17 protein-coding genes are annotated in these 18,014 nt (G+C 39.8%); 14 read left to right on the top strand and 3 right to left on the bottom strand.

Features of this window, described 5'->3' with window-relative positions; all coding sequences use genetic code 11:
• The 3 genes from GQR38_RS16640 to fliD all read left to right on the top strand — a co-directional run.
• On the top strand, positions 1-940 hold a 940-nt coding region (locus GQR38_RS16640; RefSeq protein WP_165737993.1), incomplete at its 5' end, for a flagellin.
• A gap of 154 nt (positions 941-1,094) precedes the next feature.
• Entirely contained in the window at positions 1,095-1,520 is a 426-nt protein-coding gene (locus GQR38_RS16635; RefSeq protein ID WP_101216695.1) for a flagellar protein FlaG, read from the top strand.
• Between the two features lie 60 nt (positions 1,521-1,580).
• Positions 1,581-2,981 (top strand): flagellar filament capping protein FliD, encoded by a 1,401-nt coding sequence (gene fliD / locus GQR38_RS16630; protein WP_165721585.1) that lies wholly within the window; start codon positions 1,581-1,583, stop codon positions 2,979-2,981.
• Between the two features lie 146 nt (positions 2,982-3,127).
• On the opposite strand, the gene GQR38_RS16625 is transcribed toward fliD, so the two are convergent.
• Positions 3,128-3,439: a hypothetical protein gene (locus GQR38_RS16625; RefSeq protein WP_165721586.1), complete on the bottom strand. Its 312-nt coding sequence runs from the start codon at positions 3,437-3,439 to the stop codon at positions 3,128-3,130.
• An 8-nt stretch (positions 3,440-3,447) separates the two neighbouring features.
• Positions 3,448-3,849 carry a flagellar export chaperone FliS gene (gene fliS, locus GQR38_RS16620; protein WP_024608173.1) on the bottom strand — a complete coding sequence of 134 codons (402 nt, stop codon included), beginning with the start codon at positions 3,847-3,849 and terminating at the stop codon, positions 3,448-3,450.
• A 444-nt stretch (positions 3,850-4,293) separates the two neighbouring features.
• Between fliS and GQR38_RS16615 the strand changes: the two genes are divergently transcribed.
• The gene (locus GQR38_RS16615; RefSeq protein WP_165721587.1) at positions 4,294-5,730 is read left to right on the top strand and encodes a sigma-54-dependent Fis family transcriptional regulator; all 1,437 of its coding nucleotides are present in this window, start codon (positions 4,294-4,296) and stop codon (positions 5,728-5,730) included.
• A 335-nt stretch (positions 5,731-6,065) separates the two neighbouring features.
• On the opposite strand, the gene GQR38_RS16610 is transcribed toward GQR38_RS16615, so the two are convergent.
• On the bottom strand, positions 6,066-6,662 hold the full coding sequence (locus GQR38_RS16610; RefSeq protein WP_165721588.1) for a DNA-3-methyladenine glycosylase I: 597 nt from the start codon (positions 6,660-6,662) through the stop codon (positions 6,066-6,068).
• Between the two features lie 132 nt (positions 6,663-6,794).
• Here GQR38_RS16610 and GQR38_RS16605 point away from each other — a divergent pair, with 132 nt between their 5' ends.
• The 10 genes from GQR38_RS16605 (at position 6,795) to fliL (ending at position 18,011) form a co-directional block, all read left to right on the top strand.
• Complete coding sequence (locus GQR38_RS16605) at positions 6,795-7,907, top strand: ATP-binding protein (RefSeq protein ID WP_007581877.1); 1,113 nt, start codon at positions 6,795-6,797, stop codon at positions 7,905-7,907.
• A complete protein-coding gene (locus GQR38_RS16600) occupies positions 7,904-9,370 on the top strand; it encodes a sigma-54 dependent transcriptional regulator (protein WP_101216690.1) in 1,467 nt (488 codons plus the stop codon). The genes GQR38_RS16605 and GQR38_RS16600 overlap by 4 nt, the downstream gene beginning before the upstream one ends.
• Before the next feature lie 156 nt (positions 9,371-9,526).
• Entirely contained in the window at positions 9,527-9,859 is a 333-nt protein-coding gene (gene fliE, locus GQR38_RS16595) for a flagellar hook-basal body complex protein FliE (protein WP_008168784.1), read from the top strand.
• A 20-nt stretch (positions 9,860-9,879) separates the two neighbouring features.
• Positions 9,880-11,595, top strand: a complete 1,716-nt coding sequence (gene fliF, locus GQR38_RS16590) for a flagellar basal-body MS-ring/collar protein FliF (RefSeq protein WP_007581880.1) — start codon at positions 9,880-9,882, stop codon at positions 11,593-11,595.
• The gene (fliG, locus tag GQR38_RS16585) at positions 11,588-12,628 is read left to right on the top strand and encodes a flagellar motor switch protein FliG (protein ID WP_007581881.1); all 1,041 of its coding nucleotides are present in this window, start codon (positions 11,588-11,590) and stop codon (positions 12,626-12,628) included. Before fliF ends, fliG begins: the two co-directional genes overlap by 8 nt.
• Before the next feature lie 3 nt (positions 12,629-12,631).
• Positions 12,632-13,438 (top strand): flagellar assembly protein FliH, encoded by an 807-nt coding sequence (gene fliH, locus GQR38_RS16580; protein WP_165721589.1) that lies wholly within the window; start codon positions 12,632-12,634, stop codon positions 13,436-13,438.
• A gap of 18 nt (positions 13,439-13,456) precedes the next feature.
• A complete protein-coding gene (gene fliI, locus GQR38_RS16575; RefSeq protein WP_024589949.1) occupies positions 13,457-14,791 on the top strand; it encodes a flagellar protein export ATPase FliI in 1,335 nt (444 codons plus the stop codon).
• Positions 14,791-15,237 carry a flagellar export protein FliJ gene (gene fliJ, locus GQR38_RS16570; RefSeq protein WP_024589948.1) on the top strand — a complete coding sequence of 149 codons (447 nt, stop codon included), beginning with the start codon at positions 14,791-14,793 and terminating at the stop codon, positions 15,235-15,237. The genes fliI and fliJ overlap by 1 nt, the downstream gene beginning before the upstream one ends.
• A gap of 89 nt (positions 15,238-15,326) precedes the next feature.
• Positions 15,327-17,423 (top strand): flagellar hook-length control protein FliK, encoded by a 2,097-nt coding sequence (locus GQR38_RS16565; RefSeq protein ID WP_165721590.1) that lies wholly within the window; start codon positions 15,327-15,329, stop codon positions 17,421-17,423.
• A gap of 57 nt (positions 17,424-17,480) precedes the next feature.
• On the top strand, positions 17,481-18,011 hold the full coding sequence (gene fliL, locus GQR38_RS16560) for a flagellar basal body-associated protein FliL (protein WP_007585800.1): 531 nt from the start codon (positions 17,481-17,483) through the stop codon (positions 18,009-18,011).
• The last annotated feature ends 3 nt before the right edge of the window (positions 18,012-18,014 follow it).

Here is an 18,014-nt window from a genome sequence, read left to right as displayed (position 1 = left end):
AGTTGGTGCCAATGCTAATGAAACAATTAACGTATCATTGAACAACATAGCTGCAGATAATCTAGGTCAGAATGCTATTAAAGGTGGTGGCACTGTATTCAATAATACGGTAGCCGCAGGTACGGCTTTTAGCGACTCTACAGCAGGCTCTGCTGCGGTTGTTTTATCTGGTCCAAAAGGTAATACAACTGAAGATTTAAGTCTCATAAATGCCCAGGAAACAGCAGACGCAATCAATGCAGCGGCAACTGGTATAAAAGCTCAAACATCAGTGACAGCAACAATTACAGCGTTGTCATCAGCTGATACGGGAACACTGACTGTTGGTGAGAAAACTTTTGATTTATCATCATATAACGGAAGCGCGTCTGATTTAGCATCTGACCTTGGTAAAGCTGGGATAAACGCAACGTATGACGCTGATGCTGGCAGCATATTAATTGAAGAAACTGACGTAGCAGGTGTATTACTGGTTGGTGATGGTGCAAGTACTGCTACATTAAACGGTACACTTGGTGATGCAGCTGGTGCTGTAGTAGACTCTCAGGTTAATCTGACGTCATCAGATAAGTTTACTGTTGGTGCTACCGGTGGTGAGATAGCAACCGTAGGTAACTCTACATTAGATGAAGTAGCAAAAATTGATTTAAAAACAGCAGTAGGTTCTCAAGATGCACTTGCAGTTATTGATGCTGCGTTAGCAGATATCGACTCGCAAAGAGCTGACTTAGGTGCTGTTCAAAACCGTTTTGACCACACAATTAGTAACTTGGCTAATATTTCTGAAAATGTATCTGCTTCACGTAGCCGTATTCAAGATACAGACTTTGCAACTGAAACTGCACAAATGACGAAAAACCAAATCTTGCAACAAGCAGGTACGTCAATCTTGTCGCAAGCGAACCAGTTACCACAAACAGCACTTAGCTTATTAGGTTAATAAGTTAGAGTAATAGCTTAATGGTTAGCTAACTAATACATAAAGTCAGTATTAGTATTTTAAAAAAGGAGGTGGCTTTAGCTACCTCCTTTTGTGGTTTAAGAATATAAACTAAGCTATTGTTGGTTTAATTAAGTACAAATAGGAATCTGTTATGAATACAATTACTTCAAATGCAGAAATTACAACATTACCGACTCCCATTGCTGGTGATGATAAGCAAGTAGGGCAAGCCGCTAGTTCTTTAACTGAGCGAGCGGTTGATGATGTAAAGCAAACGGAAGCGCTCAATCAACAAAAGCTACAGCAAAATCAATACAAAAATAATAATCAAGATGAAAAAGCTCAGCCGTTAGAGCGCGAACAGCTAGAACAAATGGCGCAACAATTGCAGGACTTTATGGGCGAAATGAACCGAAGCTTGCAATTTAAAGTTGATGAAGATTCAGGCCGCGATGTGATTAAAGTCCTAGATAAAAACAGTGGCGAAGTTATTAAGCAATACCCTTCTGAGGAAGTATTAAGCCTAGTTTCTAAACTGTCTGAATCTGCTGGAATTTTGATCGACCAAACAGTTTAGTGAGTGGTTTCAATTACTAACACTAAGTTAGTTTATTTTTGAGTATTTAAGAGGTGAAGTATGTCTATTACATTTAATGGGTTAGGTTCTGGATTAGCAGTGTCAGATATTGTTGATGCGCTAGTTAATGCTGAACAAGCACCTGCTGAAGCTCGCTTAAATACTACAGAAAGTAAATTAACTACGGATATTTCTGCTGTTGGAGCGCTAAAGTCAGCGCTTGAAAAAGTACAAACCTCAATGGAAGCATTGGGTGATAGCGACAAATACCAACAACGCAGTACATCAGGTAATGATGATTTTATATCTATAAGTGCGGACCAAGATGCTCAACCAGGTGGTTATGATGTAAAAGTTAACAACTTAGCCACGGAGCATAAAATACTGTCGCAAGCTTTCGATGCTGATACAGCGGTAGGTCAGGGAACAATGACCCTAACCTCTGGTGATAATAGCTTTGATATTGAAGTATCAGATACTGCGACACTTAGTGAGATTCGTGATGCGATAAACGACAGCAACGATAATGACAGCATTAATGCGACTATCATTACTGATGATAGTGGCCAGCATTTGGTTATGTCCGCTAAAAATAGCGGTGCAGAAAATGAAATTAAAATAGAAATTGCTGATATTGATGGTAATAACACAGATGTAAATGGTCTTTCTCGTTTGGCATTTGACTCTGCTGGTGTGCAAAATACGAGTGAAATAATTGCAGCAACTGATGCATCAATTACCATTGATGGCTCGCTAACTGTAAGTAGTTCATCTAATGAATTTGCCGGAGTGATTGACGGTATTACAATAACTGCTAAAAAACCGCACGATACAGATGACGACATAAGCGACATATCAGTTACCGAAAATAATAATAATATAAAAGCTGGTTTAAATAGCTTCATTACTAGTTACAATGAGTTATTAGAGCTTAGTAATAATTTAGGTGCATCTGGTGAAAGTGGAGCCGGAGTAATGGCTGGTGACTCACTACTTCGTGGTGTTATGTCAAAGCTCCGTAGTGAAATAACTGAATCAGTTGATTTAGGCGATGGTAATTCGTTATCGCTTTCGCAATTAGGTGTTGAAACAGACCGCTACGGTGTTTTAACCCTAAATACAGAAACACTAGATGAGCAAATAGACGCTAATGTAAATTTAGTGCAACAGTTTTTTGTAGGTGATGACGATGATGGCTTTGCACAGTCGTTTGATGAGCTAATGAGCTTTTATACAGATTCCGATGGTATTATTCAAAACCGAATAGACAGTAAAACAAATCAGCTAGACGATTTAGATGATGATCGCTTGGACCTTGCCAGTAAAATGGAGTCGCTATCGTCTCGACTATATGCTCAATATAATGCGATGGATTTATTAGTAGCGAGCCTTAATAACACCAGTAGTTATGTTCAAGCTCAATTAGAGAACATGCCAGGCGTAGTTAGGCAATCAAATTAATAACTGGGTTAAAAGTATTACGAGTCAATAAAAAAACCGCTAAGTTTAAATTTAGCGGTTTTTTATTGTGTACTGCTCTTTAATTCAAATAGTAAGCTATAGCCATGTATTTAGTTAAAATGAAGGCCATTTATTAAACCTTTTTACTAGATGGCTTTATAAGCTTTTATCGCCTTTCCTGATTTTTTATGTTTAATAATAGCTTTTGATGATTCGTTTTTTGCACTATTCGCTTTAACTAAAATGGTATTTATACGAAGCTGAATTAATTCTAATTGCTCTGTACTTGGACCTTCGCTACTTTCGCACCATTGCTTTAGTTCAGTATTTAAAGTGTCTAAAAAAGGCTGAGCTTCGTCTGCATTATCATCATTTACTAACACTTCAATTTTACTAAGCAACGTTTGTATGAGCTCAGAGTAGTTGGTTAGTGGCTCTGAAGATGTTGGCGATTCCATAATTAAAATTAAACTGCAGGGTTGCGTTGATCTAGCGGGATGTTATCCCAGCCTTCTTTAATTTCTTTAACAATACTTGATACTTCAATAATTGCTTCAATATCGTTGTTTATGTTCGCTTGCGTTAAACGGCGCTGGCAGTAATCGTAAAGTGCCAATAAATTGTTAGAAATACTAGGGTCTTGTTCTACTTCTAAATTGAGTGCGTCTTGCAGTGCACCAAATAATAAAACACAGGCTGAAATGTTTTCACCTTTTTTTTGTATTTCTTTGCGCTCAATAAACCCTTTTGTTGCTGCTAAGCGACCGATAATATTACTGAATATAAGGTTTATTTGTTCGTAAGGAGCCATTTCGGCAATACTACTAGCACGAACTTGACCGTATTTTTTTACTGAGACATGAGCCATGGGAAAATCCTAAAATTTAAAACGATAAAATTATGTGAAAGCTAATATAAAAACTTATATAAAAATCTAATAAAGCTTTTATACTTTTATAAAAACAAAGCAATATTAATGCCAAGCATTTTCACTTATTTATGTATCGGCATTTGTAACTTCAACTTAAATTTATAATTGAGTTTATTTACTAACAATAGCATTTTTATTGCCGAGTAAATTAATTTTTAAGGCTAAGTTGTATTTAGGTAATCATTAAGTAATCACCGAGTAATAACTAAGTTAAAACTACAACTCATACTTAATGATTAACTATTAAGTATGATTGACTTAACTAGCCCGTCTGTTTTTTGGCGTTTATGTCAAAAAACTGCCGCTATCACTTGCATCCATGCTGAACTGGCTTACAATTTAACTAATTATACAAATTAGTGAAAGTACGGCTCGCTAAATATGATCTTGATTTTAGATAATAATAACAACCGCGCAATAGGATTAAATGCTTCACTTGGCTTTATTGGTGAAGCTGTTCAACTATTAAGCGAAGACTGCTTTGAGCAAGAATGCAAAAAATATCAGCAGCAAGAATGCATGATTATTTTAGGAGCGTTGCAATCACTTGACCACGAAAGCTTAATTAAACGCTATCCAACATTACCGTTTTTATTAATTGGCGAAACGCTAAAACCACTATTAAGTATAGCTAATGTGGTGGGGCTTATTTGCGAGCCATTTAATCACGAAGTGACAACTCAGTTACTTCACGATTGCCAGCAGTATCAGCGTATGCTGCCTAATGAGCATAAGCATACTAAACCGCATAAAATTTTTGATGGGCTAGTTGGTGAAACAGATGCCGTAAAAGATGTTCGCTTTTTAATTGAACAAGTGGCAAAAACCGACGCTAATGTTTTAATTTTAGGCGAATCAGGCACAGGTAAAGAAGTGGTTGCCCGTAATGTACACCTGCTTTCAAAGCGTATTAATGGACCGTTTGTACCAGTTAACTGTGGTGCTATACCGGCAGAACTGCTCGAAAGTGAACTATTTGGCCACGAAAAAGGCGCGTTTACTGGTGCTATATCGGCTCGTAAAGGGCGGTTTGAACTAGCTCAAGGCGGGACGCTATTTTTAGATGAAATAGGCGATATGCCACTGCAAATGCAAGTTAAGTTGCTGCGAGTATTGCAAGAACGCAGCTACGAACGTGTTGGTGGTACAAAGGCTATCCAAGCTGATGTACGCGTTATTGCAGCCACGCATCGTAATTTGGAAACAATGATTGAAGAGGGTAGTTTTAGGGAAGATTTATATTACCGCTTAAATGTATTTCCTATCGAAAACCCATCACTGAGTGAACGTGCTGATGATATTCCGCTGCTTTTAAAGGAGTTAATGCGCCGAGTTAACGACCAAACAGGTTCTACCGCTAAGTTTACCGAGCGCGCAGTTGAGAGCTTAAAAGAACATGCTTGGCCTGGTAATATTCGTGAGCTTGCTAATTTGGTGGAGCGTATGGTTATTATGTTTCCTGAAAAAGTGGTCGATATTCCCGATTTACCTAATAAATATCGTTACATTGAAGTTGAAGCCTACGAGCCAGAATATCCTGAAGAGTTAATGGAAAAAGACGCCTTTAACGACATATTTAGCACCGGTTTTAGCGATTACGAAAGTGAGCCTGACGCTGAGTTTAGCCAAACGGGTAGTGGGTTATTGCCAGATGATGGTATTGAACTTAAAGATTATTTAGCCGAGCTCGAAATAAGCTTAATAACCCAAGCGTTAGAGCGCTATGATTACGTTGTAGCTCGCGCAGCCGAAATATTAGGTGTTCGCAGAACAACACTCGTTGAGAAAATGAAAAAGTATAATCTTTCAAGAGATTAAGGTTTAAAAGCAGCTGTCAGTGTTTAGTTATAAATTGGCCAAACACAGTAGATAAAGAACCCCTCGTTTTGTAGGTGCGGTTTTATACCACACTTTACTTAAAAAATATTAGCAAGAGCGCGAAGTAAATTCGCACCTACACGGTTTTTACTTTTGTTGTAGACGCTAGACTTGCTCGCGTGAAAAGCGTAGCTTTTAATCATTTAAATAAAACGTTATTTCACAAAGAGAAAAAACGAGGATAAATGAGAAACCATTGTCAACTTACGCGTTACTTCTCTAAAGCGCAGCGTCTCTTAACCTCTTTGTGAACAAATCACTTTTATGGCTTTTAATCACTTACTACTAAAAGCCTCAATAATTTCTTCTTTTCTAAAACAATCATTACTGTGATCGTTAACCATACCGCAGGCCTGCATATGAGCGTAAACCGTTGTAGGGCCTAAAAACTTAAAACCCCGTTTTTTTAAATCTTTCGCAAATGCGGTTGATGCTTCTGTAATTGCCGGGTAGTCCTCAGCGTTATTTAAATTACTTATAATCGGTTTATTATCGACAAACTGCCATTGGTAGTTACTAAAACTTTCAAATTCTTCTTGTATTTCTATAAAGCGTTTAGCGTTGTTAACAGTTGCCTCAATTTTTAAGCGATTGCGCACAATCCCCTCATTAAGCATTAATCTCTCAATATCATCTTGTGTGAATTGTGCCACTTTATTTACATCAAAATTAGCAAATGCTTTTTTATAACCGCTGCGTTTTTTTAAAATTGTATACCAGCTTAAACCCGCTTGCGCTGATTCAAGCGTAATAAATTCAAACAGCTTTGTATCATCATAAAGAGGCACACCCCATTCTTCATCATGGTAAATAACGTAGTCGGGTTTAGTGGTGTCGAGCCACGGGCAACGGCACTTTATTTGCTCACTCATTATTATTCCTTTTTGTGTGCGTCATTTTTATGTCGCTCAAATTATTGATGTAACTTAATGATAAATATGTAAATAAATTTTGGTATAAATCGTGCATTTAGACATGTATCTACATCAATTCGAGATTTGATTATGGCCCTTGCTAGCGTGCTAAAACCACAGTTTTTTTCTGCAAATCAGTATAACCCATGTTTACTTCAAGAGGAGTACATTGGTGAATTAAGCGATCTGCGCAAGCAAGCAAGTTGGCTTTCGCATTTGGTTGATACCATGCCAGCAGGCGTGGTTGTACTTGATGGCAAAGGGTTGATTGCAAAAGCGAATCAAATAGCGATTGATATGCTTGGCGAGCCACTTGAAGGCGAACGCTGGTTTAATGTTATTCAGCGCTCTTTTAGGCCACATCAAGATGATGGCCACGAAGTGTCTTTAAAAGACGGGCGCCTAATAAAGCTTGATATTACTGCTTTAGCACCAGAGCCTGGGCAACTTATTTTAATGACGGATTTAACCGAAACCCGCCGCTTACAAAAACGTGTTGCACATATGCAGCGATTAAGCGCGCTGGGTAAAATGGTTGCGTCACTGGCGCATCAAGTCCGTACGCCGCTCTCAGCCGCTATGCTTTACGCCGCTAATTTAGGATCAAAACGCTTACCCGAAGCATCTCGCGATAACTTTCAAACAAAGTTAATGTCGCGTTTAAAAGATTTAGAAACTCAAGTAAACGACATGCTGTTATTTGCTAAAAGTGGCGATCAGCAAGTTGTTGAGCAAGTTTCAATGCAGCAGCTTTTAACAGAAGTTAAAGCAGGTGCTGATGCGATGGTTGCACTTAATGAAAGTGAGCTGGATGTAAGCTTACCAGAGCCAGATATACAAATAGTCGGTAATAAAACGGCATTGGCCAGTGCTATTCAAAATCTTGTGCACAATAGTATTCAAGTTATTGGCGGCGGTGCAAAAGTAAAAATTAGCGCACAAAGAGATTTAAAAGATTTAGATATGGTTCGTATTAGTGTGAGCGACAATGGCCCAGGTGTTGATTTAAGCCAAAGCGATAAAATTTTTGAACCATTTTTTACTACAAAAAGTCAGGGCACAGGTTTAGGGCTTGCGGTAGTAAGTTCGGTAGCTAGTGCGCACCAAGGTCGTGTTGATGTGACTAATAATACGCAGGGTGGTGCCTGCTTTAGTTTGTTACTGCCTATTAAGGCAACATCTAAACTAGAGGGTTCATTATGAGTAACACTATTTTAGTTGTCGAAGATGACGCAGGGCTTCGTGAAGCCTTAATAGATACCCTTGAAATGTCGGGTATTGAATGTGTTGCAGCGAGCAGTGCTGAGCAAGCAATGTTACTGCTTAAAAAAGATCAATTTTCGCTTGTTGTAAGCGACGTGCAAATGGGCGCAATGAGTGGCCTGGATTTACTACGCAGTATTAAATTAAACCACCCTGATTTACCTGTATTGATGATGACGGCGTACGCCACAATTGACGATGCGGTAGAGGCGATGCGCCTAGGTGCAATTGACTACATGGCTAAACCATTTGCACCTGAAGTGCTGTTAAATATGGTGAGTCGTTATTTGCCTGAAAAAGCAAAAGAAACCGACGGACCTATTGTTGCTGACCCAACTAGTATTCAATTATTGGAGCTTGCGAGTAAAGTAGCACGCTCTGATGCAAGTGTAATGGTACTTGGCCCAAGTGGTTCAGGTAAGGAAGTACTTGCTCGTTATATTCATGATAAGTCAAGCCGTTGTAATGAGCCATTTGTGGCGATTAACTGCGCGGCTATTCCTGAAAATATGCTTGAAGCCACGTTATTTGGTTATGAAAAAGGAGCTTTTACGGGCGCGATTCAAGCATGTCCGGGTAAGTTTGAGCAAGCACAAGGCGGCACTATTTTACTTGATGAAATTACTGAGATGGACTTAGGGCTACAAGCAAAGCTGTTACGCGTACTGCAAGAGCGTGAAGTTGAGCGTTTAGGGGGGCGTAAAACAATTCAGCTCGATGTACGTATTTTGGCAACCAGTAATCGTGATTTAAAAGAAGCCGTGTCTGAAAATCAGTTTAGAGAAGATTTATATTACAGGCTTAATGTTTTTCCACTAATGTGGCGACCATTGTGCCAACGCCCTGGCGATATTATTGTATTGGCTAAGCATTTAATTGAGCGCCATATAAGTAAAAGCAAAGAGCCTATGGCATATTTAGATAAAGGTGCCGAGCAAAAGTTATTGGCTCACGCGTGGCCTGGTAATGTGCGCGAGCTTGATAACGTTATACAGCGTGCACTTATACTGCGCACGGGTAACACAATAAATGAGCATGCTATTTTTATTGAAAACTTAGCAGCTAATAACTTTGTTATGGAGCCATCATTGGCGCCGGCGCAAACAGTATCGTCAACAGAATTAGCTCACGCAGATAAAGGCGTTGATAAAAGCACGCTAAGCTCTGCATATTATGATGAAAAATCACATGCCGAGGTTGAACCTAAGCAGGGCTTGCTAGCGGCAGACACCGGTAGCTATAAAGATGAGCTTAAAGACAAAGAGCATCGTATTATTTTAGAAACCCTTGCACGCTGCCAAGGCAAGCGTAAAGACGTTGCCGAAACATTGGGCATAAGCCCACGAACTTTACGTTATAAACTAGCGCAAATGCGCGATTTAGGTATTTCACTTCCAGCATAACCTCCTATAAACCCTAAGTTTGCGCTGCGAACTTAGGGTTGTCAAAACTCTGACTAACACAAATTAAAGTTAACCTATTGTATTTTAATGATTAATTATTTGGCATGCTTTGTGCTTTATTACTTGTAAGAGTTCACTGCGTGTCAGAGATAAATTATGAAAATTCAAAACAGTGCTGTATTTCAAGAAATGCAATCAATGGCTTTAGAAGCCGGCCGTAATAATCAAATAAATAAATTGCCGACTCAAGTTCAGCCTACTTCTACTTCCCAGTTTGGCGACATGCTAAGTGATGCATTAAATACAGTGCACGGTCTACAGCAAGATGCAGGTCAAAAAGTAAAAGCGGTTGAGATGGGGGATCGAAGTGTATCGCTTGCTGAGGCGATGATTGCTTCTCAAAAATCGTCAGTTGCTTTTGAGGCTACAGTACAGGTTCGTAATAAACTTGTTGAAGCTTATAAAGAAATCATGAACATGCCTGTTTAATTAGGTAGTGGAGAATTATTGTGGCGCAATCTAACCAATCTACAGACCTAGCACTTGCTGGTGGCGGTATTGACCAAAGTGGTGGTGATGATCAACAAGAACAAAAGTCAGGCTACTTAAGTGCTTTAAATGGTGTTGATGTATTGCGCCAAGTAACATTGGTTATAGCATTGGCTATTTGTTTAGCTATCGCGATTTTTATTATTATTTGGGCTCGTCAGCCAGATATGCGCCCGTTAGGCAAAATGCAAACTGAAGAGCTTATTCAAACGCTCGACTTTTTAGATGCGCAACAAATTGAATATCAACTAGATGGCAACGTTGTGTCGGTTGATGAAAGCGAATACCAAAATATTAAATTGTTAATGACCCGCGAAGGGTTAGAGCAAGGGCCAGCGTCGGGCTCTGATATAATTATGCAAGATATGGGCTTTGGTGTAAGCCAACGCTTAGAGCGCGAACGCCTAAAACATGGCCGCGAGCAACAACTTGCCCGCACCATTGAAGAGCTTAATAATATTACTCGCGCTAAAGTATTGTTAGCCATTCCTAAAGAAAACGTATTTGCCCGCAGAGAGAAGAAACCATCAGCTACAGTTGTATTAACGCTTAAGCGTGGTCGCTCACTCGACCGTGAAGAAGTAGACTCTGTTGTTGATATGATTGCCTCGGCAGTACAGGGTTTAGAGCCTATGCGAGTTACTGTTACCGATCAAAATGGTCGATTATTAAATTCAGGTTCGCAAAGCTCATTAGCAGCACGCTCTCGTAAAGAATACGACTTAGAACGTAAGCGCGAACAAGAGTACCTTGAAAAAATAGACAGTATTTTAATACCGGTTGTTGGGCTTGCAAACTATACAGCTCAAGTTGATTTGAGCATGGACTTTAGCTCGATTGAGGAAACTCAAAAGCGTTATAACCCAGACCTACCAGCGGTTAGAAGCGAAACCACATTTGAAGAAAATAACATTGGCGGCCTAGCTGTTGGTATTCCAGGTGCGCTTACAAATCAGCCACCGTTAAACTCGAACATTCCTGAGGTTGCGGGGCAAGGTGGTGCAGGCACAGCTACGTCACCAACACGCAGCCACAAAGAAGCCACGCGTAATTATGAACTCGACACTACAATTTCTCATAAGCGTCAGCAAAGTGGTGTAATACGTAGAATAAGCGTATCAGTTGCTGTTGACTACATTGCTAAAGTGGGAGAAAACGGTGAAACAACCATGACTCCACGCTCGGTAGAGGCATTGTCAAATATTCGTCGCTTACTACAAGGTGGTGTAGGTTTTGATATGCAACGTGGTGATGCACTTGAAGTCGTAACAGTGCCGTTTGTACGTGAAGAAACAAATTTAGCAATAGAAGTGCCACTGTGGGAACAAGACTGGTTTATGAAAATAGCCCGCCTTGTATTAGGCGCCTTAGTTATCATTGTATTGATAATGGCAGTAGTAAAACCAATGCTTAAACGCTTAATTTACCCAGACGATACACTAGAAGAATACGACGAAGATGCATTAAGTTCAGGCGTAGATATTGGCGACAACACGCTTGATATGCTAAATAAAGACTTTGATTCTGCTTCGGTTGGTTTCTCAAGTGATGGTACACTGCAGTTACCGGATTTACATGGCGACGAAGATTTACTTAAAGCAATTCGTGCCCTTGTAGCTAACGAACCAGAACTATCATCACAAGTAGTCAAAGCGTGGTTAACAGAAGATGACTGATCAAGAACAAAAACAACTCCCGCCAGCCTTTGATGTTGATAAGCTAGATGGGGTAGATAAAGCCGCTATATTACTTTTGAGTTTATCAGAAGAAGATGCCGCGCAAATCCTTAAACACTTAGAACCTAAACAGGTGCAAAAAGTGGGTATGGCGATGGCTGGGTTACAGGACTTATCACAAGCTAAGATTAGCGCTGTACATAACTTGTTTATAGAACAAATTCAAAGCTTTAGTACCATTGGTTTTCAGTCAGAAGACTTTATTAAAAAAGCGCTTACAGCAGCCCTTGGTGAAGACAAAGCCGCTAGCCTTATTGACCAAATTGTTATGGGCTCAGGCGCTAAAGGCTTGGATTCATTAAAATGGATGGACTCTAAGCAGGTAGCAAACATTATTCGTAATGAGCATCCGCAAATTCAAACCATTGTATTATCGTATTTAGAGCCAGAACAGTCAGCTGAAATTATTGCTCAGTTCCCTGAAAAAGTACGCTTAGATTTAACCATGCGTATTGCAAACCTTGAAGAAGTTCAGCCAGCAGCACTGCAAGAGCTAAACGAAATCATGGAAAAACAATTTGCCGGCCAAGCAGGTGCACAAGCCGCTAAAATGGGTGGCTTAAAAGCTGCTGCAGATATTATGAACTACCTAGATACCAATGTAGAAGGGCAGTTAATGGACTCTATTCGTGAACATGACGAAGAGATGTCGCAGCAAATTCAAGATCTTATGTTTGTGTTTGAAAACTTAATGGATGTTGAAGACCGCGGTATTCAAGCAATCCTACGAGAAGTACAACAAGACGTATTAATGAAAGCAATTAAAGGCACCGACGATGCCCTTAAAGACAAAATACTGGGCAATATGTCTAAGCGTGCAGCCGAAATGCTTGCTGATGATTTAGAAGCTATGGCACCTGTTCGTATAAGTGAAGTAGAGGCGGCGCAAAAAGAGATTTTATCAACAGCGCGTCGTTTATCTGACTCAGGTGAAATTCAGCTGGGCGGCGGCGGTGGCGAGGAGTTCCTGTAAACTATGAGCAAACTCAAAGGACGCACACTTCGGGCTGATGAAGCAGATGAATTATTAAAAAACTGGGCTATTCCAGATGTAGCACCAGATGAGAGCAGCTTTGGCAATCGCTCTACGGCTTACGGCACACCGCTTAGTGAGTTGTACAAAAAAGAATTAGCCGAAGAAATGCCTATTGATGAGCCACAAGAACCAGAACTCCCTGCGCTTACCATGGTTGAGCTTGAACGCATTAGACAAGACGCGTACGAAGAAGGCCTTAAGCAAGGTCATGAGCAAGGCTACATAGACGGTTTTGAAAAAGGCGTTGGCGAAGGTAAAGAAGCAGGCTACAAAGAAGGCTTAGAGCAAGGTAAAACACAAGGCCTTGAAGATGTAAAACCATTAATTGAAGAGCAGTTAACAAGTTTAAAAACCATTTTAGAGGGGTTAACTGCACCGCTAGATAAAGTGGACGAACAAGCCGAGAAGCAATTAGTACAACTTGCTAGCATGTTGGCGGAAGCTGTTATTTATCAAGAAGTAAAAACATCGCCTGATGTAATTTTACATACGTTAAAGCAAAGTATTGATTCACTTAATGCGGAGCAAGAAAAAGTACGAATCCATTTAAACCCCGAAGACTTAGAACTCATAAAAGAGAGCTACGGCGAACAAACCATTATTGATAATAACTGGCAATTAATGGCAGAGCCCACTCTTGAGCGCGGTGGCTGTGAAGTTAAAACAGCGCAATCGTCACTCGACATGACCCTTAAAACACGTGTCAAAGAAACGTTGGATAGTTTTTTGCATAATAGTGGTATCTAACTATTTTATTGGCGTGTTATGTCAACTCAACGTGCACCTTTAAGCGAACGCTTATCTCAATATCAACAACATATTAAAACCCCGGCGCCTGCTGTGGCAGGTATTTTAACGCGTGTTGTTGGCCTTACCCTTGAGGCTAGAGGTTTACGTGCACCCGTTGGTAGCCAATGTAAAATAGAAACTATGAACGGCTTTGTAGACGCCGAAATAGTCGGTTTTAACGATCAAACTTTGTACTTAATGCCTAACGACCACATCTCTGGTGTATTACCTGGTGCGCGTGTTATTCCTCAAGTAAATAATTTAGGTTTACCTGTAGGGATGAGTTTATTAGGCCGCGTGGTGGATGGTTTAGGGCGACCGCTAGATGGCTTAGGTAAAATTAATGCTGAGCATCATTTAAAGTTTGCGCAAAATACTATAAATCCGCTTTCAAGAAGACCAATCACTAAGCCTATGGATGTAGGTGTGCGTGCTATTAACTCGGTTATCACAGTAGGGCAAGGCCAGCGTATGGGCTTGTTTGCAGGCTCTGGTGTGGGTAAATCAGTACTACTGGGTATGATGACCCGAGGTAGCGAAGCTGATGTCATTGTTGTTGGCTTAGTGGGGGAGCGTGGCCGCGAAGTAAAAGAATTTATTGAAGAAATACTCGGTGTAGAAGGGCGCAAACGCTCAGTTGTTGTCGCAGCGCCTGCTGATTCATCACCACTTATGCGTTTAAAAGGCTGTGAGAGCGCCGTAACTATTGCAGAGTATTTTAGAGATCAGGGTTTAAACGTATTATTGTTACTCGATTCGGTAACGCGTTATGCAATGGCGCAACGTGAAATTGCACTTGCTGTTGGCGAGCCGCCCGCTACAAAGGGTTATCCGCCTTCGGTGTTTGCTAAATTACCTGCGCTGGTGGAGCGTGCTGGTAATGGCGGTGAAGGGCAAGGTTCAATTACTGGCTTTTTTACGGTGTTGAGTGAAGGCGATGATATGCAAGATCCTATTGCTGATGCAGCGCGAGCTATATTAGATGGCCACATTGTACTATCGCGTGATTTAGCTGACAGTGGGCACTATCCCGCTATAGATATTGAAAAGTCGATTTCGCGTGTTATGCCTCAAGTTGTTTCTGAGCCGCATATGCAACAAGCCCGAGTGCTTAAACAAGTGTATTCAATGTATCAACAAAACAAAGACATGATTACGTTAGGCGCTTATCAAAAAGGGACCGATCAAATGCTCGACCAAGCTATAAATATGATGCCAAGAGTGAATGCATTTTTACAACAAGGTATGCGAGATGTCATTAGTTACGATGATGGTCTGCAAGGTCTTGCTCAGTTACTAGGACAAGCATAATGGCTAAAAACAAACTCGATTTATTGCTCAAAATTGAAAATGATAAAGAAGAAAATTTGCGCATGAGTTACTTACAAGCTAATCAAAACTTGCAATCGAATCAACAAAAGCTACAAGGTTTAAACAATTTTAGACTTGAATACTCTCAGCAGTTACACCTAAAAGGTAAGTCGGGTTTATCTAGTGCAGGGTTTGGTCAGTACCATGCTTTCATAGCTAAAATTGAAGAGGCAATTCGGCAACAAGCAAGTACCGTAAATACCGCTAAGCAAGTTGTTACTCAACGTAAAACTCTATGGCTTAAGCAGCAAATTAAAGCTAAAGCAGTTGCCAAACTAATCGAAAATCAAAAACTCAAAGCAAATGCGTTAATGGCAAAAAATGAGCAAAAAATGTTAGATGAGTTTTCAGCTAATCAGTTTTTTCAACGTCGTAAAGCTTTGTAATTTAGGCACGTTAATTGCTTTGTTACTTAGTGGAATTCAACTTTTGGCGGTATGCGGTGGCATATTGCCGTAATGGTATTAGGTGATTTATGGCGATGAATAACATTTCGTTTTTAGTTTCTTCTGAAAAAGATTCACTGTTAGCTTTTAAAGACAATAGTTTAGCTAATGGCGAAGAAAATTTAGGCGATGAATTTTTAAGTCAGCTAAACGAAGCGCATAACTCTATGGAGCCATTGCTTAAAGGCAATAAAAATCCCGATGCCGAAAATTCGATTGCCATACCTAAGCATAAACAGCCAGAAGAAAATGAAAATCTGAGCGTAAAGCTAGATGAAGTAACAACAGACGAAGTTACTTTTGTGTCTGTTGAGATGCTTGATCAAATTAATTCAGCACAAGCAATGAGCACTTCGGTCAATAAGCCGTTCGATGCAACTAACAGTTTAGAATCAGAAAATGCAGAGCTAGAAGCTATACAAGCAGAGAATACCGAAATAGAAAACACAGAAATAGAGAATACAGAAATAGAGAATTCAGAATTACAAAGCACACCAATAATTGCATCCACTAATACAAGTGATAAAGTATCGGCTAAAGAAGCGAATACAGCCAGTGTAGTGCAAAATTCAATTGCCACTAATGTAGACTCTAAAACGGCTAAATTAACTGATTCAAAAAGCGATAACTTTAGCTCACTATCTTTGAATTCGTTACCATTAAATGAAGGCAAGCATCGTAAAAGTGGTGTTGCTGAAGCTATTGAAGGGCCATTAAATTCTATAAATAAAAAGCCCGATGACAGCATTGGCCCTATATTAGAAAAACCTGAAGTTGCATCAATGAGTTTTAAAGAGCAGCTAGGACAAAATAAGTCTGCTGATGAAAATAATATAGTTTTGCCAACACTCACCGACAAAGCGGGCGTTACTCAGTCTTCTTTAGCCGCAACTGAAGCTGATAATAATGCAGCAATAGATACGTTAATGACTAAAGATGCAAGCTTAATTAAAGCTAATGATGTTATTGCTAGTTTAACGCCTGAGCAGCGCTCACAACTTAACGCGCAAGTTAAGGTATTAGAAAATACTGATTCAACAAGTAACGCAACTAGTAGCACTTCAAATCTTAAGCAAATGCTTGCGCAATTTATTACTGATAACGAAAAAACGCAGAGCACGAGCACAAAACAATCTTTTAGCGCAGAAATCAATTCACTTAATACAACTGAAAAACAAAGCTTATTAACGCAGTTAAACGCTTATATTAAAACAGAGCAGCCTAAAGGCGAGCAATTGGCAGTGCTTAAGCAAACAGTTAATGAATTAAAAGCTTCAATTGAAATAGGACTTGCCGATACCGCTAAGACAGACTCAAAAACGTTTGTAGCGTCAGAGACTCCTAACACAGTATATAATCCACAAAAGTTAAGCTTAAAGACATCAACAAACGAAGAGGCTGATTTAAATAAAGCCGTAACAACCTCAACTAAGCGTGATGATTTATTAAAATCACTTGAAGAATTACAAAAAGATGGCCTTAAAAAAATAACTGCAGAACAAACTCCTGTACGCGTGGCACAAGTATTTACGCAAATTACAGCTGCTTTAAATACTCAGCAAGTGAGCACATTAAGCCAATACGACTCATTAAGTTACGAGCAGAGCTTACTTGATACCCAAATAATACAAACTCAACAATTACAAAGTACATCGCAAGTTAAGCAAGTAAGTATTGATCCTGGTGTAATGCAGGCAATTAATATTGTTAAAAGTGATGCAGCTAAATTACTGCAAGAGCGCGTTAGCTCAATGCTGAGCATTAATAATAAAGAAGCAGAAATTCGCCTAGATCCTCCCGAAATGGGCAGTATGCAAATACGTATTCGTAGCGATGCAGAACAAGCGCATATAAACTTTGTAGTACAAAACCAGCAAGCCAAAGAAGCACTTGAACAATCAATGCCGCGCTTACGTGAAATGTTAGCGCAACAAGGATTAGAGCTTGGTGAAAGTACTATTTCTTATGGGCAATCAGGTGGTGAAACTGCCGAGCAAAGTGAGAGTGGACCCCAAGGTAATATGGCTAATAATAAGTCAGTTAATGATGAAAACGACGAGCAAGCAAATAACACTGCACAAAGTTCTCGACAACAAACTTCATCATCAATAGATTACTATGCCTAAGTGCTGCTATTATAATAACTAAAACAAGCAAGTACCTTTGCGATTAAAGGAATCATGATGGCTGAAGAAACAAGTTTAGAAATTGAAGAAACCGGTAAAAGCAAAAAGAAACTAATAATAATCATAGTAGCTGTACTACTTATTGTAGGCGGTGCTGCAGGTTACTTTTTTATGTCGGGTTCGGATGCGCCAGTTGAAACCTTAGATGAAGAGACTGCGATGTCAGCAGATGCACCTTCTGCTGCAGTTGGTGATTCAGCTGAAATAGGCAGTGCTTTATATGTGTCAATGCCACGCCCATTTGTATTTAACGTTCCCGGTTCAAGTCGCGACAGAATTGTGCAAATTAAAGTACAGTTACTAGTACGTGGCGAAGTAAATGAAGAAACAGCCAAAAAACACATTCCACTAATAGAAGGGACGCTACTAAGCGTGTTTTCTACTACAACTGCTGATGAGTTAAGTACGAGCTCAGGTAAAGAAACACTTCGTTTTTCTGCACTTGAAAAGGTACAAAAAGCCTTAATGGATGTTGAAGGCAGCAAAGTAATTGAGCGGGTATTGTTTACCGGCTTTGTGATGCAATAAGGG

The organism is Pseudoalteromonas sp. c7(2019) (genome assembly GCF_011378625.1).
GTDB lineage: Bacteria > Pseudomonadota > Gammaproteobacteria > Enterobacterales > Alteromonadaceae > Pseudoalteromonas > Pseudoalteromonas arctica.
Note: the sequence above shows the minus strand (reverse complement) of the source record. Positions and strands in the feature narration are given on the sequence as shown.